General features: G+C 31.2%; 15 protein-coding genes, 1 tRNA gene and 1 riboswitch. Of the genes, 5 read left to right on the top strand and 11 right to left on the bottom strand.

Annotated features, from left to right (window positions below; all coding sequences use genetic code 11):
* Window positions 1–20: 20 nt before the first annotated feature.
* Window positions 21–1,268 carry a hypothetical protein gene (locus tag DL91_RS06190; RefSeq protein ID WP_156096033.1) on the top strand — a complete coding sequence of 416 codons (1,248 nt, stop codon included), beginning with the start codon at window positions 21–23 and terminating at the stop codon, window positions 1,266–1,268.
* 378 nt (window positions 1,269–1,646) lie between these two features.
* On the opposite strand, the gene DL91_RS06185 is transcribed toward DL91_RS06190, so the two are convergent.
* The 7 genes from DL91_RS06185 to DL91_RS06155 form a co-directional block, all read right to left on the bottom strand.
* The gene (locus DL91_RS06185; protein ID WP_048190698.1) at window positions 1,647–3,578 is read right to left on the bottom strand and encodes a UvrD-helicase domain-containing protein; all 1,932 of its coding nucleotides are present in this window, start codon (window positions 3,576–3,578) and stop codon (window positions 1,647–1,649) included.
* A gap of 526 nt (window positions 3,579–4,104) precedes the next feature.
* The gene (locus DL91_RS06180) at window positions 4,105–5,292 is read right to left on the bottom strand and encodes a helix-turn-helix domain-containing protein (RefSeq protein ID WP_048190697.1); all 1,188 of its coding nucleotides are present in this window, start codon (window positions 5,290–5,292) and stop codon (window positions 4,105–4,107) included.
* A gap of 333 nt (window positions 5,293–5,625) precedes the next feature.
* Window positions 5,626–6,642: a ThiF family adenylyltransferase gene (locus tag DL91_RS06175; RefSeq protein WP_048190696.1), complete on the bottom strand. Its 1,017-nt coding sequence runs from the start codon at window positions 6,640–6,642 to the stop codon at window positions 5,626–5,628.
* Window positions 6,643–6,765: 123 nt separating this feature from the next.
* Window positions 6,766–8,121 (bottom strand): FAD-dependent oxidoreductase, encoded by a 1,356-nt coding sequence (locus tag DL91_RS06170; protein WP_048190695.1) that lies wholly within the window; start codon window positions 8,119–8,121, stop codon window positions 6,766–6,768.
* Between the two features lie 157 nt (window positions 8,122–8,278).
* Window positions 8,279–9,682, bottom strand: a complete 1,404-nt coding sequence (gene cysS, locus DL91_RS06165) for a cysteine--tRNA ligase (RefSeq protein ID WP_048190694.1) — start codon at window positions 9,680–9,682, stop codon at window positions 8,279–8,281.
* A 158-nt stretch (window positions 9,683–9,840) separates the two neighbouring features.
* Window positions 9,841–9,911 (bottom strand) — tRNA-Cys (locus DL91_RS06160).
* 239 nt (window positions 9,912–10,150) lie between these two features.
* The gene (locus DL91_RS06155) at window positions 10,151–10,546 is read right to left on the bottom strand and encodes a pyridoxamine 5'-phosphate oxidase family protein (protein WP_048190693.1); all 396 of its coding nucleotides are present in this window, start codon (window positions 10,544–10,546) and stop codon (window positions 10,151–10,153) included.
* A 384-nt stretch (window positions 10,547–10,930) separates the two neighbouring features.
* On the opposite strand from DL91_RS06155, the gene DL91_RS06150 reads away from it, so the two are divergent.
* The 4 genes from DL91_RS06150 (at window position 10,931) to DL91_RS06135 (ending at window position 16,505) form a co-directional block, all read left to right on the top strand.
* The gene (locus DL91_RS06150; protein WP_048190692.1) at window positions 10,931–12,301 is read left to right on the top strand and encodes an O-acetylhomoserine aminocarboxypropyltransferase/cysteine synthase family protein; all 1,371 of its coding nucleotides are present in this window, start codon (window positions 10,931–10,933) and stop codon (window positions 12,299–12,301) included.
* 148 nt (window positions 12,302–12,449) lie between these two features.
* Window positions 12,450–13,919, top strand: a complete 1,470-nt coding sequence (locus DL91_RS06145) for a homoserine O-acetyltransferase (protein WP_048190691.1) — start codon at window positions 12,450–12,452, stop codon at window positions 13,917–13,919.
* Window positions 13,920–14,251: 332 nt separating this feature from the next.
* The gene (gene nifS, locus DL91_RS06140) at window positions 14,252–15,412 is read left to right on the top strand and encodes a cysteine desulfurase NifS (RefSeq protein WP_048192553.1); all 1,161 of its coding nucleotides are present in this window, start codon (window positions 14,252–14,254) and stop codon (window positions 15,410–15,412) included.
* Window positions 15,413–16,004: 592 nt separating this feature from the next.
* Entirely contained in the window at window positions 16,005–16,505 is a 501-nt protein-coding gene (locus DL91_RS06135; protein ID WP_048190690.1) for a hypothetical protein, read from the top strand.
* Between the two features lie 79 nt (window positions 16,506–16,584).
* On the opposite strand, the gene DL91_RS06130 is transcribed toward DL91_RS06135, so the two are convergent.
* From DL91_RS06130 to DL91_RS06115, 4 genes are all read right to left on the bottom strand, one after another.
* A complete protein-coding gene (locus tag DL91_RS06130) occupies window positions 16,585–16,845 on the bottom strand; it encodes a hypothetical protein (RefSeq protein WP_048190689.1) in 261 nt (86 codons plus the stop codon).
* A 256-nt stretch (window positions 16,846–17,101) separates the two neighbouring features.
* Window positions 17,102–18,244, bottom strand: coding sequence for a cation:proton antiporter (locus DL91_RS06125; protein WP_048190688.1), 1,143 nt, complete (start codon window positions 18,242–18,244; stop codon window positions 17,102–17,104).
* 22 nt (window positions 18,245–18,266) lie between these two features.
* Window positions 18,267–18,332, bottom strand: a riboswitch (Fluoride riboswitch).
* A gap of 284 nt (window positions 18,333–18,616) precedes the next feature.
* Window positions 18,617–19,351, bottom strand: coding sequence for an Hsp20/alpha crystallin family protein (locus DL91_RS12880; RefSeq protein WP_052374254.1), 735 nt, complete (start codon window positions 19,349–19,351; stop codon window positions 18,617–18,619).
* Window positions 19,352–19,607: 256 nt separating this feature from the next.
* Window positions 19,608–19,793: a PRC-barrel domain-containing protein gene (locus DL91_RS06115; RefSeq protein ID WP_052374253.1), complete on the bottom strand. Its 186-nt coding sequence runs from the start codon at window positions 19,791–19,793 to the stop codon at window positions 19,608–19,610.
* Between the last annotated feature and the right edge of the window lie 236 nt (window positions 19,794–20,029).

Below are 20,029 nucleotides of genomic sequence, written 5' to 3'. Positions count from 1 at the left end.
AAGTTAAATTAGGAGATAAAATGTCTAAGATTGATAATAAATCAGAAAATATCTCGAAAAAAGTTCCAATTAGTGAATACATGGAATCAAAACTTCTTATATCTGAACCTATAAAAAAAACAAGGTCAAAAGTAATTCTACTTCCTAATAATAAAATTTTACATCAGTTATCAGAAAATGAAAACCGATTCACACCTATAACAAAAGAAATACTCCTAATTCTTAAAGATCAGGGAGTTAATGCTTCTTTATACGATGATGGAAAAGAAAAACGTGAAATAATTCTTCGTTCAGCTGAAACGGCTATTTTTCTCCCCATACTTATTTTTACAGATAAATATCTTATTCCCATAGCATTAGGGATATTAAGCACGTGGATTTATAATAATTGGATAAAGTCTGATAATGAATCAAAATTAATTGAAATGGAATATGGTTATTTTAATTTTCAAAAAGATATTATAGAAACATATAGATTCAAAGGACAGGCAGTTGAAGTACAAAAAATGATAAACGATAAATTAAACAATTTTGATAATAAATTAGATATCTATAATAATAACTCAACAGATTTAAGGCTTAAAAATGAATCTAAGGAAGATATTAGAGAAAAAAAAGCTCAAGAATCCATGATAATTGCAAGGAAATTAATTTCAGATAGTAAAAATGCTATAAAAAATAATGATATGGAAGAAGCTGAAAATCTACTTAGGAATAGCCTTGTAAAAATTCGGGAAGCATTTTTATTTACTGATGAAAAAAAATATCAAGATAAACTTTATAATGTAGGTTTAAAAATTCGCAACATATTTGGTTGTCCACTAGAATTTATAGATGGTCATTATAATCAAACCTGTCCTGTCGAACTATCTAATTCTACATGGGGATTTAGCATAGGAGGATCTTCAAAGACCATATGTTCAATTTGCGGGGAGAATACATTAGAATGTCAACATATAAATGGAGAAATTTATGATGAAGTTTTAGCTCAAAATTTAACTGATGTATGTAACATCTGCGGGAAAAAAGAATGTTATCATGAGTTAGGAAAAGCATACAACCATGTTGAAGCATTTAGCATTATTCTAGAATTACATCCAGACCATGTATCATTAGTTGAAAGGCCTGCTGATCCTTTATGTTCTATAATGTCTCATTCAATTCCAAAAACCGATATACTAAAAGGACTCAACAAAACAGATAAAGAAAAATTCGTTTATGGCAAATCAATTATACAATGTGATCATTGTTTAAAGAAAAAAAAATAGACTGAGCTTCTTTTGAAATTTAAGAAAAAAATTTAATTATAAACACGCTTTAAATCCGTATCAGTTGTTGTAGATTAATAATTAAACTGTTAATTCTATTTGTGAACCAATACCATATAATATATATCAACTCAAAAAAGTAGAGACCCAATTAAGGTTCAATAAGTATCATTTGCTAAATCAAGCATCTCATATTTGACTTTGCATGTAAAAGCTAACCGTTTCCTTACAGATACATTTATTTATTCACATAGGATATAGTTACTGTGTCATTTACTCATAGGTTCTGTTAATTTAATATGATTCAAAATATTTGATGTTTCTAGCATATTCCTAACTTTAAGTTGGAATATATTTTTATAAAGTCAATTGGAGATATTAAAATGTCCAAGTATCGCCACTAATAACTTTTGGAGCTTTAGAACCTAATTCAAATATAAACGGGGAAGTTCTTGTTCTTACAAAACCCCCGCCTCTCCGCATTAAATTAGGCACGTATTTATATGCCAATTCTGATGGCCATTGTAAAAAGGAAGATATTACTAGAATATTAGTAGTTCTGGTTATTCCAACGTAGAATAACCTTCTTTGTTCTTCCAATTGTCTTTTTCTATCATCTCCTCTCAAATCTCTTTTTCTGAAAGGAATTAAATAATCTACACAACTAGTAATAATTACTAAATCTGCTGTTAAACCTTTAGATTTATGTAAACTCATTATACGAACATAATCAACATTAATGGGTACTTCTGGTTGAGTTATTTCTTTTCGTAATTCTTCAAATATTTCAAAAGCTGATGAATTTGTATCCACATCATTTAAAATCGATCTGAAAAGATTTGACCATTCTTTATCCTCTGGGAATAATTTATCTACTAGTTCTTGCCCTTTTAGAGATTTTAATTCGTTAATAGATTTTTTTAATTTGATATATTCTTTAACTATAGGAGTAAGTCGAGGAATATTGATTTCTTCATTAATTATTTTTTCAAGAACATTGAAAATATCTTCACTTTCATCATAACAGTAATCACGTAGGATTTTGTATGATGGTGCTCTCACATTATTACTACCAAAACCTAGCCAACTTCTTAAAGCTACTTTATCTTTGGGATGGGCTAATAATGTTAATAGAGTAAAAGCTTGTTTATGTTCACTTTTTTCCCATTTCTTGATAGTTCCTTTCTTTAATTCTTGTTCTGTATAAAAACAAAGGGCTTTGATATTGTTTTCATTTAATTTTTCGCGTATCATAAATCCTACATCACGACTAGGAGATAAAACAAGTATTTTACCTATATCTGTTGTTTCTTCAACTATGGTCTTTTTTATATACTCAACGATACCTCTAACTTCTTCATCTAAACTTCTCCATTGAATTAATGTTATTTTTCCATTAGCTTTTTCTGGAATTGTTTCAAGATCTTTAGTGAAATATCTAATGTCATTATTGCTGATTAATTCGGTTGCAATATCTACTACATTTTGTGGACATCTCTGACAAGTGTTTAATGATTTATATCCATTGGAAATTTGTTTACTGTACTCTAATATACCCTCAGGATGTGCATGTCTTAGACTTTCGAAAATTGATTGATCATCATCTCCTATTACCATTACAGAAGCCCCATTTTGAGCTAAAAGTTCTAAAAGTTTTTGTTCAGCTTTATTTAAATCCTGGTATTCATCAATAAAGATATAATCATAATTTGTACTTACAAAAGAAGAAGGATTATTCCGGATATATTTATATGTTTCTGGTATAATTTCGCCAATAATCATACAATCATGAAAATTCAACCAATCTAATAGATTTTTTTGAAAAATTCTATCCTTTTTATTATTTGGCCATCCTGGTTCTTCCGTTTGTAATCTAGCCCAAGCTGTTTCAAATGCACTTAATCTTTCTTCAAGCTCAGTTATTGAACCTAAACCTAAATGAAGGAGATCATTTAGCATAAATTTTTCTTCATATTCTAACAAAATCCTAGTATCTCGTCCTATTGATTGTAGGACACCTTCTTTATTAAGAAGTGAAAAACAAAATGAATGAAGAGTTTGGGCATGGATTTTTTCAGATCCTTTTAAACCTAATTCTAAAAGTTCTTTTTTAATATCTAAGGCTGCAATTCTAGAAAATGTGACCACTAGCATTCTAGAAGGATCTTTTCCTTCTTCTAAAAGTTTTTCAATCCTTTTCTTAAGAGCAAATGTTTTCCCAGTTCCAGGACCTGCAATGACACATAATTTTTCGTCATTTGTTGAAATAATATCTAAAGCTTCATTTCCTCGAATTCCATCTTTCCACATAGTTCCCATCAATGGATTTGTAATACTATACTTAAAAGATTTACTATTTTATATATTGTATAATCATCTGAGGAATGGGTATTATCCCTGTATAGTTTTCTTCAATTTTGTCCTTTTTTATAAGAATTAAGTTGTCTCGCAATACCTCTGATAATTCAGCAGCACTTATTATACTATCATCCGAATCATATTTAATTTGATAATAGGATTATAATAATCACATTATATTTTATTCTATTATTGTATTAATTTTTTTCTATGATAATTTGTTCTTAGATGCTATTCCTTCAAAAGGATTTCTCTTTATTTCATACTACTATTTCTTTAATAGGGATATGTTAAAATTGGTTTAGTGTGAAAGGATGAAAGTGTCTTTAGATGTTATTATGATTAGTTGATATACGCCAAACATGTTACATGTGACTTTACTTATAAAATTTTGCGTTACTCATAGATACATGCATTCATATAGTTTGATATTAACTATGTCATTTACTCATACTGCTGTTAATTGAACAAACTATTTTTAGTTTGTAGGATTCCATTCATCATTCTCGTCATAATTTTTTGAATCTTTAAATCCACATGCATTCCTAAAGGCATCAAAAGCAGGTTTCAATACATTACCAACATTATTAGGGTATCTTTTCAATAATATTTCTTGATTGGCTAATACATTTCTATCTATGGTTAGATTTTCACGTCGTCCAAAGTTAGAATCACGATCTGATTCCATTTGATAACCTTTTGCACCCACCACAGTTAAGAAAACAAAAATTGGGAGTTCTATATTAATTTGTTTATAAATTTCTAAATATTCAGTAACTGATTTAACAACAATCTTTTCATAATAGCCATCTGACATTATTTTATGCTCATCATTAAAAAAATCTCCATTGGTCGCTTCAATGATTCCATTTCTATATAATTGAACATAAGTGGAACCCAATCCTTCATTATCGGGTAATTCACTTCCTAATAATCCATCAAAGTTATAGCGTAATTTAGGGCTATATGCATCAATTGCTCTTAATCTAAATTGGTTGTCTGAATATATTTGTTCAATGTCATATTGCAGTCCCGGATAAAAAGCATTAATGGGGATTATGTGGATTACAATTTTAGCACCTTTCTTTAAAGGAATAGGTGTTTCATCTGATAATATGCTACTGATTCTTTCTTCTCGGAATCTTTTTATTTGTTCTGCTAATGTTTCAGAGAAATTAAAGGCAGTTCTTAAATCAGAAATATCCATTTCTTCAGAATAACGCCCTCTCCGAATAAAGAATTTTTTTGTTTTAGGACCCATAGTTACCTTGTGAGGCAAATTCCAACTTCTTGGAACTTTAACTAAAATAAAACTGTTATCGGAATTTGTTTTATCAATAAATTCAACATCTATTGAAGAAATTTTAGGTTCAGAATTACCTCTGATATATTCTTCTAACCATCTTCCCAATTGATCTTTATTATCAACTTCTATACCTTTCAATTCTGATGGAATACCCTCTTCTTCATCTATTCCATAAATCAATAAACCTCCACTTGTATTGGAAAATGCTGAGACGGTTTTCAATAATGTTCTTTTATGGCCTAAGTCGTCTGTGTTAAAATCCCCTTTATACTCTAAATTTTTATCTTCAGGAATTTCAAGTTCCATTAAACGTTCTATATCAGATTCTTCAATTTCTTTGATAGGTTTTTCGAAAAACATATATTATTTCCCCATTCTTGGATGTTTTAATTTTGTAAATGGTGAATATTATGTTTTTCTAATTTATTCACATCACTTGAATGGATAGAATAGAGTTCCAACATTTTCAATAGTGTATCTATACAAAATAGTGCATCTAATTTAATAGGAATATCTGCAGAAATTCATCCAAAAGGGGGGATACAAAAATTATAAAGGTATGTTGCATGCATATAGTAAAAAATTTCTATACAGGTCATATTTTAAAACAATTATTATATATTACAAAATTATTTTATAGTATTATAAAAACTACGATAAGTTAGGAAAAGAATACTAAATTTTATGTTGGTTTCATGTTCCAATATACCTCGCGTATATGGTTCTAGCAACCATTTCATCGTTGGTTCCTTTAATAATAGCTCTTCCATCACGGAATAATGAAATTTCTGTTTCATGGTTTTTGAAGAGCATTATAAAATCTGAGCACTTAACTGTACCGAGTTTTTCAAGTTTTTCTCCAATATTTTTAAGTACCAATTCCTTTGGATCTGCAGGTGTGATCTGTATTGCGTTTCTACCGCATAGTGATGTTATTATTTCTTGTTCATCAGACTCTAAAAATTCGAAATTTTCATTTACACAGCACTCACATTTTTCATTCTTTTTAACCTTTATACTATCGAAAGATTGTTTCCATATATCGTATACAAGTAAGTTACTGTGGGTTGATTCTATTTCATCATAATATCCTAATAATATTTTAATTGCTTCGGTTGTTTCTATTGAACCCATTATAACCGTTGCTGTATTTAATACTCCCATTGTATCGCATGTTGGGAGTGATCCTGCCTTGGGTACACCGGGGTAGAGACATCTGAGGCATGCTTTTTCGGGTATTATGTTCATGCTCATTCCAGATGTTCCTATGGCACCAGTGTAAATCCATGGAATTTTATGTTTAACACAAACATCATTTATCAGCATTCTGGTCTGTATATTGTCTGTTCCATCGATTACAATGTCCACTCCTTTTAACAGATCCTCAACATTGGTATAGTTTACATCTTTAATAACTGGATATACATCAATTCCAGAATTTATTGCTTTAACCTTCTCTGCTGCTGCAACTGCTTTAGGTGTCCCAATATCGTTTTCATCAAAGAGCATTTGTCTCTGCAGATTGTTAAGCTCTACAAAATCCCTGTCAATGATATAAATTTTCCCAATACCTGCACGGGCCAAATTATTGGCAGCAACAGTACCCAGCGCACCACAACCTACAATGGCAGCGCTACTAGCAAGAAGTTTTTCCTGTCCCTCTTCTCCAATGTTTTGCAATATTATTTGTCGTGCATATCTGTTCTGCATAATAAATCTTCCTAATTTTTTTTATTTCTTAAATTAATCTGTTATGATAACTTTTTTTTATGATATTTTGATTTTTTTATTAAAATTTTTATTATTTTAAAATAAAAAATTAAAAAATTATATTCACTTTTCAGTTGTGATTGAATTAATAGTTTCCGGTGTGAATTCTCCCATAATAATATTTGAAAGTCTTTTAGAAAGGGCAGCTATGGTGAGTATAGGTGGTCTTCCTGGCGCTTGAGGTATTACACTTGCATCTGAAATATACAGTCCTTTTACTTGTGTTTCAAGGTTTTTATCAACAACTTTGCCAATTGCAGCTGTTCCCCCCGGATGAGCTCCCCTTATAGGAGTGGATGATATTGAGGATGTTTCTACTCCAACGGCCTTTAAAAGTTCAACTGATTTTTTATAACCTTCCGTTAAAAGATCTAAGTCTCCTTGTGTCAGTTTTTTTTCAATTTTACCATCTTCACCAATCTTACCATTGGCTTCGTCTGCTATCTTAACCATCAATCCTATAATATCTTCAGGACGAGGATTATATCCCTTCTCTTCTATTAATGGTATTAGTTGGTTTGAAAAATGTGGCGATAAAAAGTAAGGACCAAACTCTGATTTAACTCCCATAGGAATTTCCTTGTTGAGTTTAATATCCTTGAGATAACCTCCAACTGTAATGAACAGATCTGTGAAGAGGCCCTCACCAACATGTTTTACAATACCCGAATCTATGAGTATTTGGGGAGTGTTCAAAGCTCCAGCAGCCACTATCACTTTCTTGGCTTTATATGAAATTGTTTTCCCGTTGTTATCTATTCCTTCCACTCCATCAACATTTCCATTATTGTGTAAAACTTTTAAGACTGTAAAATTAGTGATTACTTCTGTATTATTGTTATTTTCAATTATCTGATTTATAAAATGAGATGCATCCCATTTGGCACCTTTTGTACATCCCATAATACAGAGTCCGCAGCTGTCACATTTTTCTAAGTCAATGAATTTGGGCATGGGTTCCATGAAGTATCCGAGTTTTTCCCCTTGTTCCACAATTCTGCGGGTTGCTTGTCCCATTCTTTCAACCGGTAGAGATCCAACCTTTAGATCCTTACTTGCATCAAGTAATTCTTCAAAGAGTTCCATATCATGTACTTTAAATTGGGCTGTAGCAGAGTTTTTATAACAACTTGTACATGCATAACATGCATTTGCAAGTGATGCTGGTGTTGTACCGCCTACACCTTCGATATTCATGAGCTCGGGAGCATGTTTCAAAAATTCATATTCTTCATCATCATGATCTCCATATGGTAAACTAAGGTTTAAAGCAGTATTTTTAATATGGCTGGCTGCAGTTCCATCTGGATGATCAGAGCCTTTTTCAAGTACGAGTAGCTTCAATTTTTTATTAGAAAGTTCATGTGCAACCGTTGCCCCCCCAGCTCCGGTTCCCACAATTATAACGTCGTATATCATGGTTTTCACTTTTAATTTTTTTTTAAAATCTAATTTTATTAAATAGGGAATTAATAAATAACAATTGTTAAGTACATGATTAATAAATCTATTGATCAGTTAATTGGATTAGAATATTATATCATAAAAAAAATATTTGAACAATAAATAGAAGATATCAATTGGATTTATCTTCTAAAACAATATCAATATCCTTTAATCTGCTTCTTATCTCATCAGAAAGCGCCCATTCCTTTTTTTCACGTAATTTTTCTCTTATATCTTTAAGAAGTGTAACCAAGTCGTCTTCTAGTCCCTCTTCTTTGTTTTGTTTGACTGAAAAATCAAATCCTAATATAACACCAAATTCTATAATTAATGCTTTTAGTTTGGTTAATGAATTTTTTGAAATATTAGATTGATTAATATCCCTATTAACTTCCCTTATAAGATCAAAAACCGATGAAAAAGCTGAAGGAGTGTTAAAATCATTGTCCATGGCATCGAAGAATTCTTTTCGGACTTCAACTAATTTTTCAATGTATTCTTCATCGTTTTCCATAGATATCTTGGTATCTTCATCTAAAATTTCGTTTATTGTTTCGATGAACTTGTAGATCCTCTGAAGTCCCTTTTGGGATTGATAAAGTATTTCTTGACTGAAGTCAATTGGACTCCTGTAATGTGTTGAAAGAACAAAGAATCTGAAAACCTCTGGGGAGTATTCTTGCAAGAGTTCATTTATGGTTATGAAGTTACCAAGGGATTTGGACATTTTTTCACCCTTGACATTTAAAAATCCAGTATGCATCCAGTAGCGTACCATAGGTTTTTTGCCCGAAGCTGCTTCCATCTGTGCAATTTCCGCTTCATGATGGGGGAATATAAGGTCAAGACCACCTCCATGTATATCATATTGGGGTCCAAAATATGTTTCTGTTATTGCTGTATCTTCTATATGCCAGCCGGGTCTTCCTGTGCCCCACGGTGAATCCCAGATCATTTCCTGACTTTCAGATTTATTTTCCCTCTTTTTCCAGAGTGCAAAATCACCAGGATTTCTTTTGGAACTGTCAGGTCCTATTCTATGAACATTCAGATCTTCAAGGTTACGGTTTGATAACTTACCAAAGTCTTCAAACTTGGATTCATCAAAATAAACACCCTTATCTGTTTCGTAGGCATAACCCTTCTCTATGAGAATTTCTATCTGTTTTATTATCTCGGGGATATGTTCTGTTGCCCTTGCATAGAGGTTAACATTTTCAACACCCAATATCTTCATATCATAGAGATATTTTTCTTCATATCTCCTTGCGAGTTCTAATGGTGATGATCCCAATTCGTCTGCTCTTTTTAAGATTTTATCGTCTAGATCAGTTATGTTTTGAATGTAAAACACATTAAATCCACTGTACTTCAAATACCTTGCAATCACATCAAAAGATATATAGGTTCTTGCATGTCCTATGTGTGAGTGATCGTATACTGTTGGACCACATACAAATAATTTTACCCGGTTTCCTTGTATTGGCTTGAATATCTCCTTTCTGCGGGTCATTGTGTTGTACAGTTTTATCATATGTTTCACTAATCCATATAGTTCTACAAATAAAGTTTTGATAAATTATGGAGTTTACTATTTTTAATTCTAAGAAATGTTATATTTTTAACAAGAAATTTTTTAGATTATGAAAATTATTTAATTTGATTTAAATTAGGGTATAATTAAAAAATGTAGGCCGAGATTGGGAATTGAACCCAAGTATCGTGGTTTGCAGCCACGCACCTAGCCGCTCGGTCATCTCGGCAAAATAATGCCTTAAATATATACTAATTTCAGCAGCAGTACTAGATTAACAATTGTTATATAAATAGTTTTTGTATATTTTTTAAAGAATTTCCATACGTGGATTTCTTTTTAAAGTTATTTAATTAACATTGCTATTTACAATATCATCTTTGTATTATAAAATATTATCATATATAATTTAACTTCTGAACTTCAATAAAAAAAAGAATTATAATAAAAATTAGATTTAATAGACTTTTATCCTATCTTTTTACCTGCATCAGGGCCTGGCTGTATTGAATATATTTCTTCTACTTTCATTAATATGGCAGCCTTTGGGGTTAGTTTAGTCATGGCGTTTTGGCCCCATTCTGTCACTATGTCGAAATATTTTCCAGATTCAAAAATTTCTATTTTTCCTTTAAATTGGAAAGGACATTTAGTTGCATCTTTAGTAACTAGGGAAATATTTGGATTTTCTTCAAGATTTTTACGTGTTTTATTCATGTAGTTATCTGCAATAAGAATAGTTTCATCATCTATAGGTCTTGCAAATCCTATTGGAACAACATTTGGAATTCCTTCCTTGGATGAAGTTGCAAGAAAAACTAGATCCTTTTCAACAGCGTCTACCATTTCTTTAGTCATAGTCATATTATCACCAATTATATATAACAATTGTTAATAATATAAATGTTGTGGAAAAAATGTCTGAAAAGAAAATTAAGTTGGTTAACATAAATGAAATTCAAATTTATATGAGTAATATTCATAATTCCAGTTTTTGCTTTTAATAATATACTAATTTGGATCTAAATGGTATCACCAGACAGAGGAAACTTTAAATAAGATAAAAAAATAACAATTGTTATATTTTTGTTAAGTGGTAGTTTTGGATTATAAGTAAAATTAAAGATTAAAATAACGTCCAACCAGAATGGAAGAAACCCAGACTACCATTGTTTAATGAAAATACACAAATATGAATTAAAATTAGGATAAAATCTTCCGGATATTAATTAAATGGAGGAAAAAAAAATGACAGAAGAAAAAAAAGAATCAGTATTGGGAAATATTAAATCTAAATTAAACAGTGATAAAAACAAATCAGAAGAATGGCATGGTCCTGGATTAAGTACCATAGGTCTGCATGTTGGACAGGAAGAACCAGATTCAGCAACAGGATCAAGAGCTGTACCTATATACTTAACATCATCCTATGTATTCAAAGACACAGAACATGCAGCAAATCTCTTTGGACTTAAAGAATTTGGAAACATTTACACAAGGATCATGAATCCTACCACAGATATCTTTGAAAAGAGGGTCGCAGCAGTTGAAGGTGGAACAAGTGCACTTGCAGTTTCATCAGGAATGAGTGCAATATTTCTGGCCATACTGAATGTAACAGAACTTGGAGATAATATAGTCTCAGGTGACAACCTTTATGGAGGAACATACGAACTATTCAACTACTCACTTCCACGTCTAGGAAGAACTGTAAAATTTGTTGATTCAGAAACACCAGAAGATTTCAAAGCTGCAATAGATGAAAAAACCAAAGCACTATATGTTGAATCACTCGGAAACCCAAAACTTGATGTACCGGACTTTGAAGTACTTGCTGAAATAGCACATGATGCAGGAATACCTTTAATTGTAGATAATACATCCACAGTAGGACTTGTAAGACCAATAGAACACGGAGCAGACATATCTGTATTATCTGCAACTAAATATATTGGTGGACATGGAACATCCATTGGTGGTGTCATAGTGGACTCTGGTAATTTCAACTGGGGCAATGGGAAATTCCCTGAATTCACAGAACCAGATCCAAGTTATCATGGACTCAAATACTGGGAAACATTCGGAGACTTCCCTGAAGCAGGTAACATCGCATTCACAATAAGAGCACGTGTAGTACTTTTAAGAGATCTAGGACCTGCCTTAAGCCCATTCAATGCATTCCAATTTCTACAAGGACTGGAAACACTTGAGATAAGAGTTTACAGACACGCTGAAAATGCACTTAAAGTTGCAAAGTACCTGAAAAATCATCCAAAAGTTTCATGGGTGAACTATCCGGGACTAGAAGACGATCCTAAACATGAAATTGCCAGTAAATACCTCAAAGGAGGCTATGGTGGATTAATAGGATTCGGTATTAAAGGAGGATTAGAAGCCGGACAGAAGTTCATTGAAAGTGTTAAACTATTCTCACACCTTGCAAACATTGGAGACTCAAAGAGCCTTGTTATACACCCATCAAGCACAACTCACCAGCAGTTAACCAGAGAAGAACAGGAAACAACAGGCGTTACAGAAGACTTTGTCAGACTTTCAATAGGAATTGAAGATGTGGAAGATATCATAGCAGATATTGAACAAGCACTTGCAAACATTTAATCAAAAACTAAATTGCATATGAAATAATCAAGAAAAAATTAGTGCGGTTGAAATATGTCACAAATATCATTAATTTACTCGGATGAAAAAAGATTTAGTTGTTGACCCTAAAAAAGATAATGGGATATAATTAATAAGGAGAAAAAATATGAAAAACGAATCAATCGGGATTGTAGAAACCAAATACCATTCACTATCCGATGATTTGATCCTTGAAAGTGGAGAAAAGCTAAAAAACCCTCAAATAGCATATGAAACCTATGGTAAGCTTAATAAAGAAAAAAGCAATGCTATATTGGTCTGCCATGCTCTTTCAGGAGATGCCCATGTTGCAGGTTGGTATGAGGGGGATAAAAAACCAGGTTGGTGGGATATAATCATTGGCCCAGGCAAATGCCTTGACACAGACAAGTATTTCATAATATGTTCTAATGTTATTGGAGGTTGCATGGGATCAACAGGCCCGGCTTCAATAAATCCTGATACCAAAAAACCATATGGGCTGGACTTCCCCATAATAACCATAAAAGACATGGTTAATGCCCAGAAAAAATTGGTAAACTCAATGGGAGTTAAACAGCTATTTGCTGTAATAGGGGGTTCTATGGGTGGAATGCAGGTTTTACAATGGTGTATATCATATCCTGAAATGGTTAGATCTGCCATTCCAATAACAACAACAGCATATTCATCTCCACAACAAATAGCTTTTAACGAGGTTGGTAGGAGAGCCATAATATCAGATCCCAACTGGAATAATGGCTATTATTATGACTCTGAATTTCCAGATGATGGTCTAGCTTTAGCCAGAATGATAGGACACATAACTTACCTTAGTAACGAATCCATGTACCAGAAATTTGGAAGAAGACTGCAGGATAAGGATGATTATGACTTCGACTTAGAAACAGACTTTGAAGTTGAAAGTTACCTCCATTATCAGGGCAATTCTTTTACAAAGAGATTCGATGCAAACTCATATTTGTACATTTCAAAGGCGATAGACTATTTTGATCTTGCAGGTAAAGGATCTCTTGCAGAAACATTCTACGGCCTTAAAATCAAATTTTTAGTAATATCAGTTGATTCAGACTGGTTATATCCGCCGTCACAGTCTAAAGATATTGTAATGGGGTTAAATGCAAATGATATTGATGTGAGGTACTGTGAAATAAAATCAAGTTATGGCCATGATGCATTCCTTATAGAGGCAGGGCAGTTAAACTATTTGATAGCAGGATTTTTATCGGACACACTTGTGAAGGATGTTATGACTAGGGAATTTGCTAAGATAAAGGAGAATTCAAGCATTGAAAATGCTGCAGAGTTAATGCTACAAAAAAAAGTCACACATATACCGGTAATATCAACTGAAGATAAATTACTTGGAATAGTTACAGCATGGGACGTATCTAAATCAGTTGCACTAAAAATTAGTGAATTGGATGATATAATGACCAAAGAAGTAATAGTAGTAAGTCCAGAAGATCCAATAGAGCTTGCAGCTAGAAAGATGAAGGAATATAGTATATCCTCTCTTCCAGTAGTGGATGATAATGATAAGGTCATTGGAATCGTAACCACAGACCATATAAGCACATTAATGACAGAAAATTAATGTAATCTAATATTAATTTTTTCTTTGTTACCTGTACGGTTAAATTTTTACTAAAAACAGTACTATTTTTTAGAATATTGATGTTAGTATATAAAATAGTATTCTTATTCTTTTAATAGCCTAAAAAAATATATCTAACCTAATAATAACTTAATAATACATTATAAAAACTCCGGAATAGTTTTTGTAAATAACATTTAAATATAACTATAGTTATAAAATAATTAATGAATATCTTAAGCCCATAAAAAAAAATATTATTAATACGGCGAAAAAATGTATTATAAATAAAATTGATTATTTTAACAAAAATACAAGAGGTTATAGACATGATTTATTTGGATCATTCAGCAACATCCCCAGTAGATCCTGAAGTATTTGAAGCAATGAAACCTTATTTCATAGATTCCTTTGGAAATGCATCTACTCTCTATTCGCTTGGAAGAGAAGGCAAAAATGCAATGGAAGCAGCAAGGGAACAAGTAGTATCCATAATAGGTGCTGAAACAAAGGAAATTATTTTCACAAGTGGCGGTACAGAATCAGATAACATTGCAATAAAGGGAACAGCTTATAAATTTAAAAATAAAGGAAATCATATCATTACAAGCACAATAGAACATCCTGCAGTTTATGAAACATGTAAATACCTTGAAAAAAATGGATTTGAAGTTACTTACCTTCCAGTTTACAACGATGGTATTGTAAAGGTTTCAGATCTGGAAGAAGCTATTACTGATAAAACCATTTTAATTACTATTATGCATGCAAACAATGAAATAGGTACTATCCAGCCAATAGCAGAGATCGGTGCAATAGCTCGGGAAAAGGGCATATATTTCCATACAGATGCAGTTCAGACTGTTGGAAAAATACCCGTTGATGTAAAGGAAATGAACGTGGATATGCTTTCATTATCATCACACAAACTATATGGACCAAAGGGTGTTGGGGCATTATACATAAAAAAAGGAGTTAGATTAGAACCAATTATTCACGGTGGAGGACATGAAAGAGGTATCAGACCGGGTACGGAGAATATTCCTGGAATTGTTGGTCTTGGTAAAGCATGTTCAATTGCAAAGGAAAACCTTGTAAGGGATGCACAAAAACTCACAAGTTTAAGGGACAAACTCATCGACAGTGTACTTGAACAGGTCGAAGATTCATATCTAAACGGTCATAGAACTAAACGTCTCCCCAATAATGCAAACTTTAGATTTACTGCTATCGAGGGAGAATCATTAATTCTTTCACTTGACTCCAAGGGCATATCCTCATCAACAGGATCAGCATGTTCTTCAACTAAATTGGAACCATCACATGTTCTAATGGCAATAGGACTCAAGGAAGTAGAGTCACACGGATCTTTAAGAATAAGCTTAGGACATGAAAATACAGAGGAGGATATTGATTATACAATCGATGCTATAAAGGAAGTTGTTGCAAAGTTAAGGAAAATGTCACCTCTATGGTGTGCAAGTGGGACATAAATGTCACCCTTGGAATTATTATCTGGTGACATTTTGTTATTTCTTTCTTTTTTTTGGACTAATTGATCAAGTTATACTAACCTAATAAATGTGAGTTGCCTGAATTCTAATTGATATATTCATCATTTGGTAAATGATATTTACTAGTTGATCTCTGATGTTGAGATAGTAAATGGGTGAAAGTATCATTATGGGCTTAGATTATGGCTTGATTATAGATCAAACAGTTCATAAACAAATAATTTAAAAGACTATACGTTTACTCAAATTTCCTACATTTATTCATGTAGTTATCGGGTTAAGTCCCTATTTAGCTTTGATTAATATCTACTGAATCACAAAATTCAGATTTATCTATCAATTTATATTTTTCTTACCTTCTAAATATCCAAGTCTAAAGTTATTTATCTAACAGCCCAACAATAGTTTATAAGTACAAATGAAGATTGTAGTACCAAATAATAGTAAATATTCTATTTTACTTAGAAATATTTTATTAATGTTAATATTTTTCTTTCATTATATTTTAATTTGATAATTATATTTAATATCCATTAAAAAGGGATAAATAGGATCAAAGAGGTAGTTTTGAATGGTTTATGTTCCTGATTCAGTTAGTTTATTATCCGGTAAGAATGCTCTTATATTATTTTTTGGAGTTTACCTTACAGTAGTTATTAATTTAATAAGAAAGTACCGTACGTTTGATATTTACTTGTTCTTTTCTAATGATAAATCAAAAAGAAATCGGTCAATACGCAGATTTATTTCAGGGTTTATAATAATTGATGTGATGCCCATTTTATGGTTTTTAGTGCTTTATACATTTGTAATTCCAAATCAACCAGGACCATTTCCAATTATGGCTGCAGCATTTGCAGCCCTATCCATCTTGGGTTTTGCACGTATTCTCCATTCTGTTATCGCTACAGAAAGACATGAAAAATTTTATTCAGATGAAGACTTTCATATTGTCATGTCAAAATGGGGCAGAGGCGATGATCCAGATAACAGTTTTAAAGCACATTTCATAACAGGATTCTCTTACTTAATTATATTCCCTGTTATAGCCTATTTGATTGTAATCATATAATTGGTAATTTTTAGATTAACATGAGTTAAGAAAAAAATGAGTTCAATTGCCAATTAACAGTTTTCATGTCAATATGGATTTAAACTTTTTTATTCAAATTTTCTAGCTTGGAAATCATTGCCGATAAATCATTAATCATACTTTCTTGTTGTTTTATTTCATAGTCATCTACGAATTTAAATTTTGTAAGATTTTTTTTATTATCCCTAAGACGATTTAACTTTTCAGAACAAGATGGATCTTCCCAAACTTCAATGTTAATACATTTAGCACACAGGGAAAAAGATTTTAACATAATCATATTAAAGGTAAATCCTTCAGAAGTGGCATAATTAACCATAATATATCATCTCCTTGAATTTAGAACTTATTAAATTTATGTCGATTGTTATAATTAAAGTTCAATTGATTTTATAATTTTAAAAAATTATAGGGATTGATTGAAAAATAAATTTAAAGTATTGTTTTTTTAAGTATTTCCTATTTTTTATTGGCTGAAATGTTTCATTATTAATTATTTATCCCTAACTGTGTTATATTCTTTAATAACTTTTCATAGTTAAAATATAACCATAAATTATTTCAATAAACTTAATTTATTCAATTATATCTTCGCTGTGACGTGGTAGGAACCATTTTTGTGCAACAAAAGTTGGTATTATGGCACTGGAAACAATTACACCTATAAGTACTGAATACTGCACCTGATCTATGTACCCTGCATTATAACCAAATAAGCTGGCTATGGTTCCAAATGTTAATCCTGTACTCATAAGAAGGGTTAAATACATGCTTCCATTGGGTATGTATTTATTTGCAAGGAAGTATACTCCTATGAATTTGGTAAATAATTTTATACCAAATAATATGATGAATAAACCCAGAGATGCCAATATTAATGTGAAAGAAATCTTTAATCCTCCAACTATAAAGAATATAGGAGTTATAACTGCATAAGCAACTGTTCGCATCCTAATCATCAATTCTTTATTTTTTGCTAGTTGTTTAGACATTAAAAGTCCCAGAATAAATGCTGGTAAAACTGCCTCTCCATTTCCAAGGGCTGCAAAGTACATGAATATTACCAAAAGTACGAAGACATATTTTATTTCAGGTTCTATCACTTTATTTTTCAATTTATCAGGGCCAAATATGTATTTAGAATATTTGGATGCTAAAATTATTACTACAATAGATATTATAATGAATAATATTGTGTAGAGGTCTGGTTTTATAAATAATATACTCAATACAATGACAGTAGTCATATCTGTAACAAATGTGGCTGCTAAAAGTATCTTAGCTAAATTAGCATCTGGAAGATCAGTTTCTAATAAAACAGAATACACAACTGCAAGTGAAGTTGTTGAAAGTGCAATTCCTGCAATTAAAGCTGCTTGCAAATTCCAACCAGCAATAAAATAAGTGAAAAGCGACGCCCCTATAAAAGGTGCTAGAAATGAGAAAAATCCTATTAAGAAGCTTTCCTTATATTTTTCCCTCATAACTTGGGTATCAATCTCAGTACCCGCCATGAATGTCAAGAGTATACCACCAAAAGTGGCTATAAGTGTCATCCAATCAGTTGCATGAAGAAATCCAAGATTTCCAAAAATAGCACCTAAAATTAATTCTATTATTGCTACGGCCATTCCTAATCTTAGGGAAATTAAACTCGATAACAAAATAATAATTACCAATACTAATACATTAGCTTGTGTTAATAAATCTACTGCCATGTCATCTCCCACCAAATAATATCATTAAGTAGGAGTCATTAGCTTAAAAAATAAGCGGTTAATGGTGAACTCCATCACCTTATCAAAGATTGATATTATTTTTTTAATTTAAATACTTTACTTTTAAAAAGTAGTTTTGTTATGAATAAAATAATTTCATAATTGTTTTGATTTATCTAAATAAATACTGTTTATAATTAATTTATGTGATTCTAAATTTTGTAATAATTAAAAAAAAATGATAAAAGAGTAATAAATACATTAACCAATAAACTAGCCCATTAGTTCTTTAGGAATGACTAATGCCCTTTGGTTAAAAAATTATTTACCATGAAACCAGAATATTTTCTTGACTTCATGGTATCAAATATTTTAATCTATATTCACTTTAGTTATATCTTCCACTGTTTTTGGAAGTACTATGGTTAATGTACAATTTTTGTAGTTTGCTTTGGCTTCATGTACTTTTATTTCAGATGATAGCATAATTTTTCGATGAGTTTTTCCATAATTTCTCTCTTTTTTTGTGAATTTTATTTCTTCATCCTCGGGTTCATCTTTAAACATTGCAGTTATCTCAACACTGTTTTTTGATATGCCAAGATCTATATCATCTTTTTTAAGACCTGAAATATCTGCTATAATAGTAACTGTATCATTAGTTTCCAATACATCGACCAAGGGTTTTTCTACAAGGTTTTTGGATTCGTCTTCAGTATATTCTGATATGGCATCATTAATCTGCCCTGTCCCCTGCTTAAATCTGTTAACTATATCGTTTAGGATTTTCTCAGCGGGTGTCAAGCCTTCTTCTTTACTTTCTTTTTCAAGTTTCTCTTTCTGCTCTTCAGCTTCTTTTTTAACATCTTCAAGACTGGATTTCACATATTCTTTTTTTTCTGCTGCCCCTTTTTTCACTTCATGGATCTTACTGCTCATATCATCTTTCTTTTCTGCCATTTTTGCTTTGGTTTCGTTCATCTTAGCTTTCATTTCTTCTTTCTTTCTAGATGAAGTTCCTTTTATATCAGTAACTTTTCCTTCATCTGTCTTTTCCAATTTCATTTTCTTTTCTAATTCTGGATCTGATCCATATTTTTCTGCCATATTAAATCCTCCACTTGAATCATAATTATTCCAAAGCCTTAAATATTGCTTATTTTTCTATTTAACCGGCAAATAAGTTGATGTCAAATATGATCTGCAATTTTCATAAAAATTCCACTCCTTTTAAGCCAGTTTCAGACAATAACTTAGACTGATCATCGGTTTGTTTAAAAAAATGTAAGGAAGAGTTAATTGGAATGTGTTATTATCTTTTGTTGAAAAGTTTACTTTTTATGAGTAAAGTGTACCAATCTTATCAACCATGTTGATGGGTACTATTTTTTTCACTTAATCCAATTTTAGATGAAATTCCTGCCTCTTTAAGCTCGATGGATTCAACGCGTTTGGAGTTAAAATCCCATTCTGCATCTTTAACAATACTCACTTGATCTCTAGATGAATCAATGACATCTTTTCCAATTAATTCACTTTCTATCTTCATTTTTTCACCTCTAATAATTGGATTAAGAATTAAATATAATTCAATTACACCCTAATACAACTTATACAAACCTATTTTATGATTTTAATTTCTTAAATATCTTCTGTTAAAATAATGAAATAAAATTTCAAAAATTATTGGAAACATTTTTTGTAAAATTCATTTTTGATTTTAAATTAATGGAAAAAATAATAAAGCCTTAAATTAGATGATGAACCATTTTATAGATATAACAT

The sequence above is a fragment of the Methanobacterium sp. SMA-27 genome (assembly GCF_000744455.1).
Taxonomy (GTDB): domain Archaea; phylum Methanobacteriota; class Methanobacteria; order Methanobacteriales; family Methanobacteriaceae; genus Methanobacterium_B.
The sequence above is the reverse complement of the archived record's forward strand: the minus strand, read 5'-3'. Positions and strand labels throughout refer to the sequence as shown.